This window comes from Pseudomonas sp. PDM20 (assembly GCF_014852575.3).
GTDB lineage: Bacteria > Pseudomonadota > Gammaproteobacteria > Pseudomonadales > Pseudomonadaceae > Pseudomonas.
In genome coordinates, this window is record NZ_CM181224.1 from 2660709 (window position 1) to 2677220 (window position 16512).

The 16512-nt window shown below is 67.8% G+C and carries 14 protein-coding genes; 7 read left to right on the forward strand and 7 right to left on the reverse strand.

Features of this window, described 5'->3' with window-relative positions; translation table 11 throughout:
• Positions 1-2 precede the first annotated feature (2 nt).
• From IB261_RS12375 to IB261_RS12400, 6 genes are all read left to right on the forward strand, one after another.
• Positions 3-1286 (forward strand): aromatic ring-hydroxylating oxygenase subunit alpha, encoded by a 1284-nt coding sequence (locus tag IB261_RS12375; RefSeq protein ID WP_192382967.1) that lies wholly within the window; start codon positions 3-5, stop codon positions 1284-1286.
• Positions 1283-1780 (forward strand): aromatic-ring-hydroxylating dioxygenase subunit beta, encoded by a 498-nt coding sequence (locus tag IB261_RS12380; protein WP_192382966.1) that lies wholly within the window; start codon positions 1283-1285, stop codon positions 1778-1780. The genes IB261_RS12375 and IB261_RS12380 overlap by 4 nt, the downstream gene beginning before the upstream one ends.
• 10 nt (positions 1781-1790) lie before the next feature.
• A complete protein-coding gene (locus tag IB261_RS12385) occupies positions 1791-2531 on the forward strand; it encodes an SDR family NAD(P)-dependent oxidoreductase (protein ID WP_151186743.1) in 741 nt (246 codons plus the stop codon).
• Positions 2532-2867: 336 nt separating this feature from the next.
• A complete protein-coding gene (locus IB261_RS12390) occupies positions 2868-3818 on the forward strand; it encodes a PDR/VanB family oxidoreductase (protein ID WP_081516814.1) in 951 nt (316 codons plus the stop codon).
• A 255-nt stretch (positions 3819-4073) separates the two neighbouring features.
• Positions 4074-4778, forward strand: a complete 705-nt coding sequence (locus IB261_RS12395; RefSeq protein ID WP_192382965.1) for a ferric reductase-like transmembrane domain-containing protein — start codon at positions 4074-4076, stop codon at positions 4776-4778.
• Positions 4775-5146, forward strand: coding sequence for a cytochrome c3 family protein (locus IB261_RS12400; RefSeq protein ID WP_192382964.1), 372 nt, complete (start codon positions 4775-4777; stop codon positions 5144-5146). Before IB261_RS12395 ends, IB261_RS12400 begins: the two co-directional genes overlap by 4 nt.
• A 114-nt stretch (positions 5147-5260) precedes the next feature.
• Here the strand turns inward: IB261_RS12400 and IB261_RS12405 are convergent, their stop codons facing one another.
• A complete protein-coding gene (locus IB261_RS12405) occupies positions 5261-6046 on the reverse strand; it encodes a carbon-nitrogen hydrolase family protein (protein ID WP_151186747.1) in 786 nt (261 codons plus the stop codon).
• A gap of 102 nt (positions 6047-6148) precedes the next feature.
• Positions 6149-7831 carry a flavin monoamine oxidase family protein gene (locus IB261_RS12410; protein ID WP_192382963.1) on the reverse strand — a complete coding sequence of 561 codons (1683 nt, stop codon included), beginning with the start codon at positions 7829-7831 and terminating at the stop codon, positions 6149-6151.
• A gap of 224 nt (positions 7832-8055) precedes the next feature.
• Between IB261_RS12410 and IB261_RS12415 the strand changes: the two genes are divergently transcribed.
• A complete protein-coding gene (locus IB261_RS12415) occupies positions 8056-8484 on the forward strand; it encodes an Lrp/AsnC family transcriptional regulator (RefSeq protein ID WP_081516819.1) in 429 nt (142 codons plus the stop codon).
• Between the two features lie 139 nt (positions 8485-8623).
• Here the strand turns inward: IB261_RS12415 and lysA are convergent, their stop codons facing one another.
• From lysA to imuA, 5 genes are all read right to left on the reverse strand, one after another.
• The gene (lysA, locus tag IB261_RS12420) at positions 8624-9868 is read right to left on the reverse strand and encodes a diaminopimelate decarboxylase (protein WP_192223138.1); all 1245 of its coding nucleotides are present in this window, start codon (positions 9866-9868) and stop codon (positions 8624-8626) included.
• Positions 9869-9947: 79 nt separating this feature from the next.
• Positions 9948-10883, reverse strand: coding sequence for a LysR family transcriptional regulator (locus IB261_RS12425; protein ID WP_192382962.1), 936 nt, complete (start codon positions 10881-10883; stop codon positions 9948-9950).
• A gap of 358 nt (positions 10884-11241) precedes the next feature.
• Positions 11242-14328: an error-prone DNA polymerase gene (locus IB261_RS12430; protein WP_192382961.1), complete on the reverse strand. Its 3087-nt coding sequence runs from the start codon at positions 14326-14328 to the stop codon at positions 11242-11244.
• Complete coding sequence (locus tag IB261_RS12435; protein WP_192382960.1) at positions 14325-15734, reverse strand: Y-family DNA polymerase; 1410 nt, start codon at positions 15732-15734, stop codon at positions 14325-14327. Before IB261_RS12435 ends, IB261_RS12430 begins: the two co-directional genes overlap by 4 nt.
• A gap of 2 nt (positions 15735-15736) precedes the next feature.
• Positions 15737-16351 carry a translesion DNA synthesis-associated protein ImuA gene (gene imuA / locus IB261_RS12440; RefSeq protein ID WP_192382959.1) on the reverse strand — a complete coding sequence of 205 codons (615 nt, stop codon included), beginning with the start codon at positions 16349-16351 and terminating at the stop codon, positions 15737-15739.
• Positions 16352-16512 lie beyond the last annotated feature (161 nt).

A 16512-nucleotide genomic window follows, 5' to 3' on the forward strand; every position in this document is an offset into this window, starting at 1 on the left:
GCATGAGCGCTCACGAATACCGGCTGATCGCCCGGTCGCGCAGCGTCGAAGAGCTGGTCGGCGACGACCGCGTCGATGTTTCGCTGTACAACGACCCGCAGCTGTTCGAAGCGGAGATGGACAAGATCTTCTACCGCACCTGGGTGTGGGTCGCCCACGAAAGCGAAGTGCGCAACGCCGGCGACTTCAAGACCACCAGCGTCGGTCGCCGCCCGGTGATCGTGGTGCGCGACAAGAAGGGCACTATCAACGTCCTGGAAAACCGCTGCCGCCACCGCGGCGCCACCGTGTGCGAGAAGCACAAGGGCAATGCCACCGGCTTCACCTGCCCGTACCACAGCTGGTCCTATGCGCTGGACGGCAAGCTGCGCGCGCTGCCGTACCCGGACGGCTACGAGGACATCCTCGACAAGTCCGAGCTGCCGCTGACCAGCCTGCGCGTGGAGAGCTACGCCGGCATGGTGTTCGCCACCTACAACGACGAGATCGAGCCGCTGGAAGACTTCCTCGGCGGGGCGAAGCACTGGATGGACCTGTTCATGAAGCAGGGCGCCGGCTACCCGATCAAGACCCAGGGCGAACACAAGTTCACCTTCCGCGGCAACTGGAAGATCCAGCTGGAAAACACCACCGACGGCTACCACTTCCCCATCGTGCACAAGTCGTTCATGTCCTCGGTGGATGAAGAGACCGAAGAGATGCTCTCGTTCATGAGCGACGAGCAGGCGGTCACCCACGCCTTGGGCAACGGCCACAGCGTGATGGTGATGGTCCCTGAGCACGTCGATCTCGACCACGACGACGGCACCGAGCAGCTCCAGGAGCGCTTCGCCCACGTCACCGAGGAACTGTCGAAAACCATGGAGCCTGCGCAGGTGCGTCGCATCGTCCGTTCGCTGCATGGCGCCGGCTTCAACCTCAACCTGTTTCCCAACGTGGCCATGTCCATGTCGTTCTTCCGCGTGCTGCGGCCGATCTCCGTCACCGAGACCGAAATTCGCCACGTCGCGCTGGGCATGGACGGCGGCCCGGAAATCGCCAACCGCGAGCGCATGCGCATCCACGAGCACTTCCAGGGCCCGTTCGGTTTCGGCAGCCCGGATGACGCCGAGGCCTGGGACCGCGTGCAGCGTGGCTCCTACGCCGGCGTCGACGCGCCGATCCTGGTCAACCGCGGCCTGAACCGCGAAGTGGTCGCCGAAAACGGCGACAAGGTCTCCCACGCCACCGACGAAGGCGGCATGCGCGAGGCATACCAGATGTGGAAAAGGATGATGAGCCAATGAGCAACGACACCCTGAACGGCTTCTCCGGCCCGCTGGCCAAGGCCATCGAGTTCGTCTGGCGCGAAGCCGAACTGCTGGACCGCAAGGACTACGCACAGTGGTCGCAGCTGTGGAGCGAGGATGGCGTCTACGTGGTGCCGATCGACGGCGAGGACGATGACTTCGCCTCGAGACTGAACTACGTCTTCGACGATGCGCGTATGCGCGCCCTGCGTATCGAACGCCTCACCGGCGGCCACTCGCCGTCGGCAGTGGATGCGGCGAAGACCGTGCGCACCATCTCGCGCTTTTCCCTGGTGGAAGCGGCGGGCGACCTGGTCGAGATGAACTCGGCGCAGGTGCTATACGCCTACAAGCGCGGCGTGGCGACTCCGTTCATTGCCGACCTGAACCACCGTATCCGCTTCGTCGACGGCCAGCCGCGACTGGAGCGCAAGGTGATCCGCCTGATCAACGCCGAAGACGCGCTCAACGCGCTCGGCTTCCTGCTCTGAGGGCCGCGCCATGCAACGAGTAGCCCTGGTAACCGGCGCCGCACGCGGACTGGGTGAGGTCATTGCACGCCGACTGCACGCTGCCGGCCTGCGCGTGGCGCTGGCCGACCTGAACGAAGAAGCGGTACAGCGCCTGGCCGACGAACTCGACCCCGAGGGCCGCACGGCTGTCGGGTTGAAGCTGGACGCGCGGGAGAAAGCCGATTTCGAGCGTGCCCGTGACCTGCTCGCCGAGCGCTGGGGCGGCACCGACATCCTGGTGAACAACGCCGGGATGTCCAAGGTGGCCGCGCTCATGGACATCAGCCCGGAGGACTTCGACGCCTCCATGGCGGTGAACCTGCGCGGCACCTTCGTCGCCTGCCAGGTTTTCGGCACGCACTTCGCGGCGCGCGGCTATGGCCGCATCGTCAACATCGCCTCGCTGGCCGGGCAGAACGGCGGCACTGCCACCGGCGGCCACTACGCGGCGGCCAAGGGCGGCGTGGCGACCCTGACCAAGGTGTTCGCCCGCGAACTCTCGGGCCAGGGCGTGACCGTCAATGCCATCTCGCCGGGGCCGCTGGACTTGCCGGTGGTCTACGAGAGCGTGGCGCCCGAGCGCCTGGAACTGATCCTCAAGACCATCCCCACAGGCCGCCTGGGCGACCCGACTTTCATCGCCGACAGCGTGCTGCTGCTCTGCGCGGAGAACGCCGGATCGGTGACGGGCGCCTGCTGGGATATCAATGGCGGGTTGTTCATGCGCTGAGGCTTCGGGCTGAGTGATCGGCGGATAACGCTGCGCGTTATCCGCCCTGCGCTCGGTCCTGGCATGGGTGATGGGCTTCAAGCCCCCTCACCCTAACCCTCTCCCGAAGGGAGAGGGGACCGTCCGGAGCAGGATGAAACCGCATCGTCAGCCGGCACATTCTGCTCCCTCTCCCTCCGGGAGAGGGCTGGGGTGAGGGCAGTGCCCTTGCTCCGAAATCAATCAAACGGAGAGAGGAAACCTCTCTCCAGAGCAACATCGACAACCCGTCCGCTCGTGAAAAAGAGGCCGGAAAGGGGCCACAGAGCCCGCACTCAACGCCTTGCAGGTAACGCCATGATGAAGGTCAGAATCGAAAGGATCGTCGAGGAAGCGCAGGACATCCGTTCCTTGCGCCTCGTACGTTGTGATGGCCAGCCGTTCGACGCCTACGAGCCGGGCGCCCACGTCGACGTCACCGGCCCCACCGGGGTGACGCGCCAGTATTCGCTGTGCAGCCCGCCGGATGACCGCGCGGCCTATCTGGTAGCGATCAAGAAGGAAGGCGCCTCCCGTGGCGGCTCCAGCGCGCTGCACGAAGTGCGCGAAGGCATGGAGCTGGACATCGGCGCGCCGCGCAACCTGTTCCGCCTGGCGCCGGAAGCCCGCGAGCACGTGCTGTTCGCCGCCGGCATTGGCGTCACGCCGCTGCTGAGCATGGCCTACCGCCTGAACGCCATGGGCGAGTCCTATCGCCTGCATTACTTCGCCCGTTCGGCCGAGCACGCGGCCTTCGTCGAGCTGCTGGCCAGCGAGGCCTTCGCCGGCAAGGTGGAGCTGCACTACGGCGTCGAACCCGCCGACCTCGACCGCGTGTTGGGCGAGTGCCTGGAGCGCGCGCCGCAACAGGCCCACGTCTACACCTGCGGCCCGGCGCCGTTCATGAACAAGGTGGTCGAAATCGCCGCGCGCAGCCGCCCGGAAGACGCTATCCACCTGGAACACTTCCAGGCCGACCCGGCCGCCAACGCGGCGCCGACCGGCTCCTTCGAAGTGGAACTGGCCAGCTCCGGCGTGGTGCTTCACGTACCGGCAGACTCGACGCTGGTGGATGTGCTGCAGGCCCATGGCTGCGACATCGACACCGAGTGCCGCGAGGGCATCTGCGGCACCTGCATCGTCGAAGTGCTGGAGGGCGAGCCGGAGCACCGCGACAACTGCCTGTCGAACAAGGAGAAGGCTGCCAACAAGCAGATCTGCGCTTGTGTGTCTCGCGCCAAATCGGCGCGGCTGGTGCTGGACCTGTAATCCGGACTGCTCTTCGTAGGATGGGTGGAGCGCAGCGATACCCATGCTGCTGGTGAGCGGATTGATGGGTATCGCTTCGCTCCACGCCATCCTGCGTGGTGTTTCCTGGCGCGCTACGGAGCCCAGCGCAGGAGCGGGCCATGGGGCGCTCCTACAGGGTGTGGCACAGGCGGCAATTCGTCTGGCAGGCAGCGACACTCGCGCGCCTCCGGTGCTTGCTAGCCTCCGGTAATAGACCCGTGTTCGGAGTCCCCCATGCCTGCGCTGTTTGCGCGCCTGGCGCTCGGTTGCCTGCTGCCGGTCGTCATCCTGCTCGGCCTCGGCGCCATGCCGGGGCTCGGCTATGCCTGGGATTTCGCCAACGCCGCCGGTCTGCTCGGCGCCTGCCTGCTGGGGCTGCTGTTCGTCATCGGCGGCCGGCCGCAACCGCGCCCGCTCTATGAGGGCAAGTTCTTCCTGCGCCTGCACCGCGACCTGGGCTTTGCTGCCGTCGCATTGCTGCTGGTGCACATCGTCGTGCTGCTGGTCGATGAGCCGCTGCTGATCGAGGACCTGTTGCCATCCGCACCCGGCTACATGCTGGCCGGGCTGGCGTCGGCGATCCTGATGCTGGTGCTGGCGGTTTCCAGCCTGAGCCGCGTCCGCCCGCGCTGGAGCAGCAGCGCCGCTTCGTTCCGCCGCTGGCATTACGGCGGCAGTCTGCTCGCCCTGTCGCTGATGGCTGTTCATGTGCTCGGCGCGGGCTACTACAGCGGCGGAGTCTGGAAGGGCGCGTTGCTGGTGGCGCTGATGCTGGCGGTGGCCCTCTGGCCGCGCCTGCCCAAGCCTGCCAACGGCGTCAGCGGTCGCAAGCGCAACACCGCGCAGCGCGCCACCTGGTTGGTGCTGGCGGCCAGCGTGTTGATCATCGGCCTGTCGGCGCTCTACAGCGTGCTGGCGAATCTGGAGCTGCCACTGTGAGGCGCGTCTGGATCGGGTTTTCAGTTACCGCAGTCATCGTGCTGTCGGCAGGGGCGTGGTTCGCCCATGAGCACTGGCAGCGCAGCCGCCCGCTGCTGCCGCTGGCGTTCCCCCATGAGCCGCACGCCTCGGTGAACTGCATCAGCTGCCACCACGACTACCAGGACCAGTCGCCCTCGGTCTCCGGCAACCGCACCTGCATCCTCTGCCACAAGCAGAGCCCGGCGCTGGCCGCGCGCATCGAGGCGGATTTCCACCAGCTCTGCCAGAGCTGCCACCTGCAGCGCCTGCAGGCGTTTCACGCCAGCGGACCGGTGCGCAGCTGCCAGGCGTGCCACCGTGATACAGCCGGGAAGCCGTTACCGTAGGGCGCATAACGCCTGAAGCGTTATCCGCCATCGCGGCGGATAACCCGTTCCGTGTTATGCGCCCTACGATTGTTCTTGTGCAAAAGAAAGCCCGGCATTTAGCCGGGCCTTTTTTCAGCTGCGATACAGCACCGGCCGCCGCAGGTGCACATAGCTGTACCCCTCACGCGCCAGGGCGATGCGGTGCGGGTCCAGTTCGGCCACCAGCAATTCCTCGCCTTGCTTGGCCTTGGTCAGCACCTGGCCATCCGGGGCGACGATGCTGCTCAGGCCGCAGTACTCGATTTCGCCCTCGCTGCCGACGTAGTTGGCGTAGGCGAGGAACACCTGGTTCTCGTAGGCGCGGGTCGGCACCAGCACCTGGGCGACGAATTCGTACGGGCGCATGTTCGCAGTGGGCACCAGCACGACATCCGCGCCGGCCAAAGCGAGCGTGCGCACGGCCTCGGGGAATTCCACGTCGAAACAGATCAGCAGGCCGACCTTCCAGCCGTCGAGCTCGAAGATCGCTGGCGGCTCATCGGAGGCGCTGAACTGGCTGCGGTCGAGGTCGCCGTAGAGGTGGGTCTTGCGGTAGTTGGCGCGGCGTTCGCCCTGCCGGTCGATCAGCTGCACGCTGTTGAAGATGGCGTCGCCGTCACGTTCGGGATAGCCGTAGAGGATGCCGAGCTTGTGCTCGCGGGCGATCTCTGCGATGCGCAGGGCAGACGGGCCGTCGCAGCTTTCCGCAAGCTCCGCGACACGCTTCGCGCCGATGTTGTAGCCGGACAGGTACATCTCCGGCAGCACCAGCAGGTCCGCACCGTTCTGCACCGCCTGTTGCGCGGCCTGCTCCAGGCGGCGCAGGTTGCCGGCGATGTCGTCGGGGCCGGGAGGGCACTGGTAGAGGGCGAGGTACATGGGGTTCTCCTTCGAAACGCGCAAGGCCGGGATCAGGCAGTTTGCACCCGATCCCGGCCCCGCGCGAGCCACTGTTCAGTCAAGGCAGGGGAGCGGCGCGGATCAGTCCGGCAGTTCCATCGGGCCCAGTTCGGCGAAGCGGTCGCCGGGGCCGGGGTTCTCCGGATGGGTCGCGCCGCCGAAGTGCTTCATGATGCCCCACACGGCGTTCAGCGAGGTCTGCACCGCGCCTTCCACCCAGGCCGGGGTCCAGGACACATCGTCGCCGGCGATGAAGATGCCGCGCTGCTCGGCGGGCATGTCGTCCTGCATGAAGTGCGCATACATGCGCTGGTTGTAGCGGTAGTGGCCCGGCAGCGCGCCCTTGAAGGCGCCGAGGAAGTGCGGGTCGGCCTCCCAGGACACGGTGATCGGGTTGCCGATGATGTGGCCGGCGATATCGACCTTCGGGTAGACCTTCTTCAATGCATCCAGCGCAAGCTGCACGCGCTTCTCCACCGGGTGCGGGAGCATCTTCATGGCGTCGCTCATCCAGGAGTAGGACAGGCAGATCACCCCCGGCTTGTCGTCGCCGTTGTCGAACAGGTAGGTGCCGCGGGTGAGGCGGTCGGTGAGGGTCATGCTCATCACGTCGCGGCCGGTCTGCGGGTCCTTGTCCTTCCAGAACGGCCGGTCGACCATCACGAAGGTCTTCGAGGACTGCATGTAGCGGGTGCGGTCCAGGGCCATCCACATCTTCTGCGAGAACAGCGCTTCCTCGCATTCGATCTGGGTGGTCAGCAGCCAGGTCTGGCAGGTCGCGAGGACGGCCGCGTAGTGGCGGGTGTCACCCCAGTAGTCGGTGACGGCGAAGGTGCCGTCGGCGGCGCGGGCGATCTTCTTCACGCCCGGACGCGGCGCGCCGTTGTGCAGGGTGGCCAGGGAGGTGCCGGCCGGCCAGTGCGCGCATTGCTCCGGCACATGGCTCCAGATGCCGCGTGGCACCTGCTCGACGCCGCCCACGACCAGATGCTGGTGATCGTCGCAGTTGGTCATCACCACGCGGAAGATTTCCAGCATGGAGTTGGGGAAGTCCGAGTCCCAGCCGCCGGTGCCGAAGCCGACCTGGCCGAAGATTTCGCGGTGACGGTAGGACAGGCGCGAGAAGGCCTTGGAGGTGGCGACGAAGTCGTAGAAGGTGCGGTCGTCCCACTTGGGCACCAGTTCGTCCCACAGGGCTTTGAGCTTGACCGTATCGCGCTCGCGCAGCGCGTCCTGGACCTCGGAGAAGCGCGCACCGTCTTCCAGCGCTTCGGCCCAGGCCTGGGCGACTTCGCGGAAGATTTCCGGCAGGTCGGCCATCTTCTCGGCGTAGTGGCTGGTGCCTTCCAGGTCGACCACGGTGCTGCCCGAGGCCGGGGTCAGCGGGTTGGGGAAGGGCCGGGTTTCCAGGCCGAGCTTGTCGACGTAGTGGTAGAAGGCGGTGCTGGAGACCGGGAAGCGCATGCCGCCCAGCTCGGCGATGATGCCGTCGGCGCCTTCGAAGGTCTCCGAACGCAGTCGGCCGCCCATTTTCGAGGCCTCGTAGACCACCGGCTTCAAGCCCATCTTCATCAGCTCGTAGGCCGCCACCAGGCCGGAGATGCCGGCGCCGACGATGGCCACTTCCTGGCCGTGCTTCTCGGCGGGGATGCTGCCCAGGCCGGCGGGGTGCTCGATCCAGTCGTCGAAGGCGAAGGGGAAGTCCGGGCCGAAGATGGTCACCGGTTTCTTGCCGGGGGTGTGGGGGTGGCGGTTCTTGAGCATTGGGTATTTCCTTCTTGTTCGACGTGCCGGCTTGTAGCACCAGCTTGGCAAGGCTTTCTGCGACCCGCCGGGGCCAGTCGATGGATGGCGCGCGGGCAAAGAAATGGCGAGCTGTGAGGGCTCGCCGTGGCGTCCACTATTGCAAAGGCCGTCGTTGAAATGAACCTGACAATCTGCAAGATTGTCGGGAGCTTTCAGGCAGATTGACCAATACCATGAGCAATATGACGAAAAATGCCGACACGGCCTTGCTGAACCTGCTGCGCGCCAATGCCCGCGAGTCGATCTCCGAGCTGGCGCGCAAGCTCGGGGTGTCGCGCTCCACGGTGCAGAGCCGTATCGAAAGGCTGGAGCAGCAGGGCGTCATCACCGGCTATTCGATCAAGGTGTCGGACAGCTACGCGCAGTCGCTGGTGCGCGCCCACGTGCTGGTGACGGCGCTGCCCAAGCTGTCGCACCAGGTGGTGCAGGCACTGGAGAAGATCGCCGAGGTGAAGACACTGCATTCGGTGAGCGGCAACTTCGACATGATCGTGATAGTCGAGGCGCTGTCGATCCGCGACCTGGACGCGGTGCTGGACCGCATCGGCGCGCTGGACGGGGTGGAGCGGACGATGTCGTCGATCATTCTGTCGACGCGCATCGATCGGTGAGGGGCGGACGCTTCCGGCAGAGGGCGGGCTTTGCCCGCCTTTCGCGTGCAGGGCACGCTCCTACAGGTTGAGCACTGACTGTAGGAGCGGGCCACGCCCGCGACTCGCCGGCAGGGCCGGCGGATCGTGACGGCGGGGATCAGCCCAGATCTTCTTCCAGGGCCAGCAGCTCTTCCACGCGCTGGCGGCGGCGGATCAGCTTCGCGTCGGCGCCTTCGAGCAGCACCTCGGCAATCAGCGGGCGGCTGTTGTAGTTCGACGACATGGACGCGCCATAGGCGCCGGTGTCCTCGATCAGCAGCAGGTCGCCGACCTGGGCGCGCGGCAGGGCGCGGGGGATGACCACGCCGCCATCGCCCTGGGTGAACACGTCACCGGATTCGCACAGCGGGCCGGCCACCACGGTATCGATCACCTCGCGACTGGCGACGTCGCCGGCCAGCACGCGGATGCCGTGGTAGCTGCCGTACATGGATGGGCGCATCAGCTCGTTGAAGCCGGCGTCCACCAGCACGAAGTGGTTGCGGCCGGCGTCCTTGGTGGCGCGCACTTCGCTGAGCAGGCAGCCGGACTGGGCGACCAGGTAGCGGCCCGGTTCGATCTCCAGGTGCAGCTTGTGGCCGACCACGGCCTCGGCGGCCTTGCGCGCCTTGTCCCACAGCTGGAAGTAGTGCGCGGTGTCCACTTCCGGGTCGCCGGCGCGGTAGGGGATGGACAGGCCGCCGCCGGCAGAGATGCCGGACAGATCATGACCGGCGTCCTTCACCTGCTGCACCAGGCCGAGCATGGCTTCGCCGACCTGGGCCAGGTGGCCGTAGTCGACGCCCGAACCGATGTGCATGTGCAGGCCGACCAGACGCAGGCCGCGCTCGCGGATCACGTCCAGGGCGGCGCGCAGGTCGCTGTGCCAGATGCCGTGCTTGGAGTGTTCGCCGCCGGTGTTGGTCTTGTTGCTGTGGCCGTGACCGAAACCGGGGTTGATGCGCAGCCACACCGGATGACCGGGGGCGACCTCGCCCAGCTGGCGGAGCATGTCGATGGAGCCGGCGTTCACCGGGATGCCGTGCTCGACCACGGTTTCCAGGGTGGTGCGGTCCAGCAGGTCGGCGGTGAAGACGATCTCGGATTCATCCTCGCGGCACGAGTAGCCGGCGGCCAGGGCACGCAGCAGTTCGCCCTGGGATACCGCATCGACCTTCACCCCCTGTTCGCGCATCAGGCGCAGGATGTGCAGGTTGGAGCAGGCCTTCTGGGCGAAGCGGATGATGTCGAAGCTTTTCAGGCGCTCGATCTGGCCGCGGATGGTGGCTGCGTCGTAGATCCACAGCGGGGTGCCGAATTGCAGGGCGAGCTGTTCGGCGCGGGGCAGGGCGAGGAAAGTCATGAATGGGCTCCGAAGGTAGATGGCGCTAGTCTACCGGTCCTTTGCATGGCTGAATAATGCCGCTTGTTATCGGATCAATTCAATTTTGATATAGGGTGCAGCCCACGCCGGCTTCGCGCAGGCGTTGTACCAGCACGCCAGCCTCTGCCTGAAGTGCCGCCACGAAGCGCTCGCGCAGCGGCGTAGCGGGGCGGTACAGCGGTTTCGCCACGCTGACCTGGAACGGCAGCGAGAAAGCCAGCGGGCGCAGCTGGATGCCCTGGCCCTGGAACATCAGCGCGGTGATCGGGTTGACCACGGCCAGGCCCAGGCCGGCGCGGACCATGCTGCACACCGAGACGGCGCTGTGGGTTTCCACCTGCATCTGCCGCTGCACGCCAGCGCCGAGGAACACGGCGTCGATCAGGTGTCGGTAGCGGTCGCTGGTGGCCAGGCTGACGAAGGGCTGGCCGGCGAAGTCTGCCGCCGCCAGGTGCTCGCGGGCCAGCAGCGGGTGGCCGTCCGGGAGGATGCACACCTCGTCCACCGCCAGCAGCGGTTGCAGCTCGGTGCCGCGCGGGGCGTCGTCGTTCTCGATCAGGCCGATGTCGTGGTGCTGGGCGCTGAGCGCCTCTTCCAGGTGCGGCGACTCCAGCGCCGCCACCTCCAGGCTGATGGCCGGGTTCTCCCGGCTGAAGCGCTTGCAGGCTTCGGGCAGCAGCGCCTGGGTCAGCGCCGGCAGGCAGCCGATGGAGAACTTGCCCTCGGCGAACTGCCCGAGGCTGTCGGCGAAGGCGACGATGCGGTCCAGCCCGGTGAAGGAACGCTCCACCTCCTCGAACAGCATCAGCGCCCGCGCCGTCGGCGCCAGCCGCCCACGCTCGCGCAGGAACAGCTCGAAGCCGACCAGTTGCTCCAGCCTCGCCAGCTCGCGGCTGACGGTGGGCTGGCTGGTATGCAGGAACGCCGCCGCGCGGGTGACGCTGCCGGTGGTCATGACCGCGCGGAAGACTTCGATGTGGCGGAGGGTGATCATGCTGGGTCCGATGCTGGAGTGCGGGTCATTGTGGCGTTGTTCTGGGTAGGGCACCAGTGCGGTCCTGACCGCGCGTTCCTGGAGGGATTGGGGGTGTATCGAGGCCTGGGGTGGTATGTCGGTGCGGACTTTGTCCGCTTTTCGCGGGCATGGCCCGCTCCTACATGGGCAGCCTACAGCCGGCCTGTAGGAGCTGGCCATGCCTGCGACAGCCCCAGCGCATAGGCATCAGGATGGGATTAGGTAGGATGGGTGGAGCGCAGCGATACCCATGCTGATGGTGCCGGGGGCTGATGGGTATCGCTGCGCTCCACGCCATCCTACGAAGCCGCATTCCTGCGAGATTCGTTTTGCTGGCTCAATGGAAATCCCGACTCCGCACATCCAGCCCCTCCAGTAGCTCACTCAGGTCCGTCAGCCGTCCGGCGATCACATGGCGCACACCGTCCTTGGCTTCCAGGGTGCCGTCCACCTGCATCAGGCGGGCGCTGAGGAAGGGGCGGCGCTGCTGTTCGGCGAGGTCGCGCCAGACGATCACGTTGATCATGCCGAACTCGTCTTCCAGGGTGATGAAAGTGACGCCGCTGGCCGTGCCGGGGCGCTGGCGGCCGACCACCAGGCCGGCGACGCGTACCGGGCGGTCGGCTTCCAGGCTGGCCAGTTCCCTTGAACTGCGGCAGCGACGGGCCTTGAGGGCGCCGCGCAGCAGGGTCATGGGGTGCGGGCCGAGGGTAGTGCCGAGGGTCGCGTAATCGGTGAGCAGGTCTTCGCCGCGGCTGGGCAGCGGCAGGCTGACCGGCGCTTCCTCGGAGGCCTGGCCGGCGAACAGCGGCAGCTGCGGCTCGACTCCGGCGATCGCCCAGCGCGCCTTGTGCCGGTGGCCGGCGAGGCCGCGCAGGGCGCCGGCGTCGGCTAGTTGTTCGCGGGCGCGGCCGTCGAGATGGGCACGCAGGCAGAGGTCAGCGACATCGGCGAAGGGGCGTTGCTCGCGCGCCCGGGCCACGGCGTTGGCAACGTCCTCACGCAGCCCGCGCACCATGCGCAGGCCGAGGCGGATCGCCGGCTGGCGTTCGGCGATGGGTTCCAGGGTGCAGTCCCAGTGGCTGTGGCGCACGTCCACCGGGCGAATCTCCAGGCCATGGCGGCGGGCGTCCTGCAGCAGCTGGTCGGGGCTGTAGAAACCCATGGGCCAGCTGTTGATCAGCGCGCAGGTGAAGGCCGCCGGCTCGTGGCATTTCAACCAGCAGCTGGCGTAGGTGAGCAGGGCGAAGCTGGCGGCGTGGGATTCGGGGAAGCCGTAGCTGCCGAAGCCCTTGATCTGCTCGAAGATGCGGTCGATGTATTCCTGCTTGTAGCCCTTGGCGCCCATGCGTTCGGACAATCTCTGGCGGTGCGGCTCCAGCCCGCCATGGCGTTTCCAGGCAGCCATGGAACGACGCAGTTGGTCGGCTTCGCCGGGCGTGTACTCGGCAGCAACCACCGCCAGCTCCATCACCTGTTCCTGGAACAGCGGTACGCCCAGGGTGCGTTCGAAGATCGGGATCAGCTCTTCGTGCGGGTACTCGACCTTTTCCTCCTTGTTCCGCCGGCGCAGGTAGGGATGGACCATGTCGCCCTGGATCGGGCCGGGACGGACGATGGCCACTTCGATCACCAGGTCGTAGAAGGTTTCGGGCCGCAGGCGCGGCAGCATGGCCATCTGCGCGCGGGACTCGATCTGGAACACGCCCACGGTGTCGGCGCGGCTGATCATTTCGTAGGTCTTCGCGCACTCCTGCGGCAGCGTCGCCAGGGTCCACTGTTGGCCACGATAGCCGGCGACCAGGTTGAAGCAGCGGCGCAGGGCGCTGAGCATGCCGAGGGCGAGGACGTCGACCTTGAGCAGGCCGACGGCGTCGAGGTCGTCCTTGTCCCACTGGATCAGGGTGCGCTCGGGCATTGCCGCGTTCTCCACCGGCACCAGGGTTTCCAGTGGCTGCTGGGAAATGACGAAGCCGCCGGGGTGCTGCGACAGGTGCCGGGGGAAGCCGACCAGTTGCCCGGTCAGGGCCAGCACGCGGCGCAGGATCGGGCTTTCCGGGTCGAAGCCGGCCTCCAGCAGGCGCTCGGGCGGCGGCGCCTCGCGGCTCCAGGCGCCACAGCAGTCGGCCAGCGCGCCGACCTGGTCCGGCGGCAGGCCCAGCGCCTTGGCCACGTCGCGTACCGCACCGGCGCCGCGGTAAGTGCTGGCCACGGCGGTGAGCGCGGCGCGGCTGCGGCCGTAGCGCTGGAACACGTACTGGATGACCTCCTCGCGGCGGTCGTGTTCGAAGTCGACGTCGATGTCCGGCGGCTCGTTGCGCTCGCGGGAGATGAAACGTTCGAACAGCAGCCTGGCCTTGGACGGGTCCAGCTCGGTGATGCCGAGGGCGAAGCAGACCACCGAGTTGGCCGCCGAGCCGCGCCCCTGGCAGAGGATGCTCTGGCGGCGGGCGAAGGCGACTATGTCGTGGACGGTGAGGAAGTAGCTGTCGTAGCCCAGCTCGGCGATCAGCTCCAGCTCGTATTCCACCTGTGCGCGCGCTTTTTCTGTCTCACCATCCGGCCAGCGGCGCCGGATGCCTTCCTCGGTCTTCTCGCGCAGCCAGGAGGTGGGCGTATGGCCCTCGGGTACCAATTCGCGCGGGTACTGGTACTTCAGATCGCCCAGGTCGAAGGTGCAGCGCCCGGCGATCTTCAATGTCTCCGCCAGCAGCTCGGCCGGGTAGATCGACGCCAGCGCCTCCCTCGGCCGCAGATGCCGTTCGCCATTGGGATAGAGGTGCTGGCCGGCCTCGTGCACCGGCAGGTGCTGGCGGATGGCGGTCATGCAGTCCTGCAGGGCGCGGCGGCCGCGGGCGTGCATGTGTACGTCGCCGCAGGCCACGGCGGGAATCTCCAGGCGTGCGGCCTGTTCCTGTAGACGGCGCAGCTTGCCGGCGTCGTCCGGGCCCTTGTGCAGTTCGACGCCCAGCCACAGGCGCTCGGGGAACAGTTCGCGGAGCCAGAATCCGTCGTCGTCCTGATCATCCCGAGGCAGCCAGATTGCCAGCAGGTGGTCGAGGTTGCCGTCGAAGTCCGTGCGCACCAGGCGGTAGCTGCCTTTCTCGGCGCGGCGGCGGGCGTGGGTGAGCAGGCGGCAGAGGTTCTCGTAGCCGGCCAGGTTCTCCGCCAGCAGCACCAGCTTCGGGCCTTGCTCGATGCTCAGTTCGCTGCCGGTGATCAGCGCGATCTCGTGTTTCTTCGCCGCCTGCCAGGCGCGGACGATGCCGGCCAGGCTGCATTCGTCGGTGATCGCCAGGGCGCGGTAGCCGAGCTTCTTCGCCCGCTCGAACAGCTCGTCAGCGCTGGAGGCGCCGCGCTGGAAGCTGAAGTTGGACAGGCAGTGCAGCTCGGCGTAGCCGATGCCTTCCTCCGGCGCGCTCATGCGAACCAGCCGTGCAGCAGCAGCGGGCCGTCGTCGCCCACCGGGCGGAACACCCAGGCGCGCTGGCCGCTGCGGGTGCGCACCTGGTAGTAGTCGCGGCGGATGTCCTCGCCGTCCCACCAGCCGGATTCGATGCGCTCGGGGCCGGCCAGCAGGGCCGGGGCGAACTCGCGCAGTGGCTGGGGCTCGGCCAGCAGCCAGCCGGGGCGCGGGGCTTCGATGATGGCCTGCAGCGGCGTCGGGCTGCCTTGCCAGGCGCGCTCCGGGCGATGGTCGGCGCGGCCGCCGAGACTGTGCACGGCGTCGTCGCCCAGCCGCGCGCGCAGGCGTTCGCGCAGCTGTTCCCAGGGCAGCGATTGTTGCGGGCGGTCGTCGAACAGCTCGCGGTGCTGCGGCACGAAGGCCGGCAGGTCGTCGGCCAGCAGCCGCACGCTGTGCACCGGGGCGCGCAGTTGCAGTTGCTCCAGGCGGCCACGGGTCAGCTCGAAGAGCATCGTCGCCTCGCGTTCGGCGCTGAGCAGGCCGACCGGCATCAGCGTGTCGCTGCCTTCGTGGTGCTCCAGATGGAGGACGAAACGCTGCACGCCGCTGTCGCGTCCGGCGAGGAAGGCGGCGAGATCGGCGGTCAGGCGGCGCAGCGGGAACAGCAGCGCCTGGGTGGACTCCACGTCGAAATTCAGCTCGATACGCGACTCGAAACAGTCCGGCGGCCGGTAGAACTCCAGGGCCAGCGGGCGTTGGCCGAGCAGGGTGTCGACCTGCCGCAGCACCTGTGGCGGGAAGCGCCGGGCCAGGCTTTCGCGCGGCAGGGCGAGCAGTTGCTGCAGGCTGCGCAGGCCCATGCGCCCCAGCGACGTGGCGGCGTCGCGCTCCAGGCCCAGGCGCTCCAGCGGCATCTTCCCCAGGTACTGGCGCAGCTGCTGGTTGTCGTGGATCGCCAGGCCGTCGTGGCCGTTGGCGAGGATGCGCGCGGCGGCCGGGTTGGGCGCGGCGGTGATGCGGTGGCGGAAGCCCAGCCCGTTCAACTCCTCGCGCAGACGTGCCTCGAAGCGCGGCCAGGGGCCGAACAGTTGCAGGCTCGACTGCACTTCCAGCAGCAGCGCGCGCGGGTAGTGCTGGCTGACCTGCGAGCTGAAGCCGTAGGCCCAGGCGGCCAGCAGGTTCTGCCAGCGCTGCACGTCGCGCAGGTCGTACTCGGCGGTGGCGAAGTCGCGGCTCAAGGCCTGGGCGGCGGTGAGCGACTGGCCGGGCTTGAGCCCCAGCGCCCGCGCAGCCGGGTTCACCGCCTGCAGTACGCGGCGCTGGGTCGGCCCGGCGAGCAGCGCCAGGGCGGCGTCCGGCTCGGGACGGCCGCGCAGCACGCCGTCCATGGCCAGCTGTGGCAGGAGAATGCAGGCCCAGAGCATGGTCAGTGCCAGGGCAGCGGGATGGGCCGCGCCGGCGCCAGGCCACCCCGGCACTTGAGCACGCGCAGCTGCGCCGGGTTGGCGTCCAGCGCCAGGCGCAACGCGGCGGGCGAGGGGTTGAGCGCTTCGCGCTGCGAGCGGTAGGCGATGGCCAGGGTCTGCCCGGTTTCGGCGGCCACCTGCAGGCGGCGCAGGGCGCGGTCGTCGGCCTGCTGCGGCCAGCACAGCACGGCACCACAGCTGCCCGAGCGCAGGCACTGTTCGGCGGCCCAGAGCGCATCGCGCCCGCGCGCCTGGATGATGGCGAGCTGCTCCAGCGCGACGCCGGCGGCCTGCCAGGCGGCCGGGTAGGGAATGTGGGGTGGTGCGACCAGCACGATGCGCTCGCCCGCTGCACTGAGTCGCGCGAGGGTCGGCCAGACCAGTTGCAGTTCGCCGGTGCCTTCGGCAGCCAGGAGGATTTCGCTGAGCGCCGCTTCCGGCCAGCCGCCGCTGGGCAGGGCAGCGTCCAGCAGCGCATGGCCGGTGGGCTGTTGGCTGGGCGGCAGGCCTTGCGGTTGGCCCTTCCAGACCTGCCGCTGGTGGAACAGGGTGTCGAGTGCGACCACGCTGCCCATCACGGCCTCCCGGCCGGCGAACGGCGACGGTCATGCGCCCGGCGAGAGGGCCGGGGGAGGGAACTGGCGTGGCGGGGCATGGGATGACTCGGATAATGCTGTATGGATATACAGTTTATCCGGTGGGAAGGCGCCGTCAATGGCGGTTGGACTGACGGACG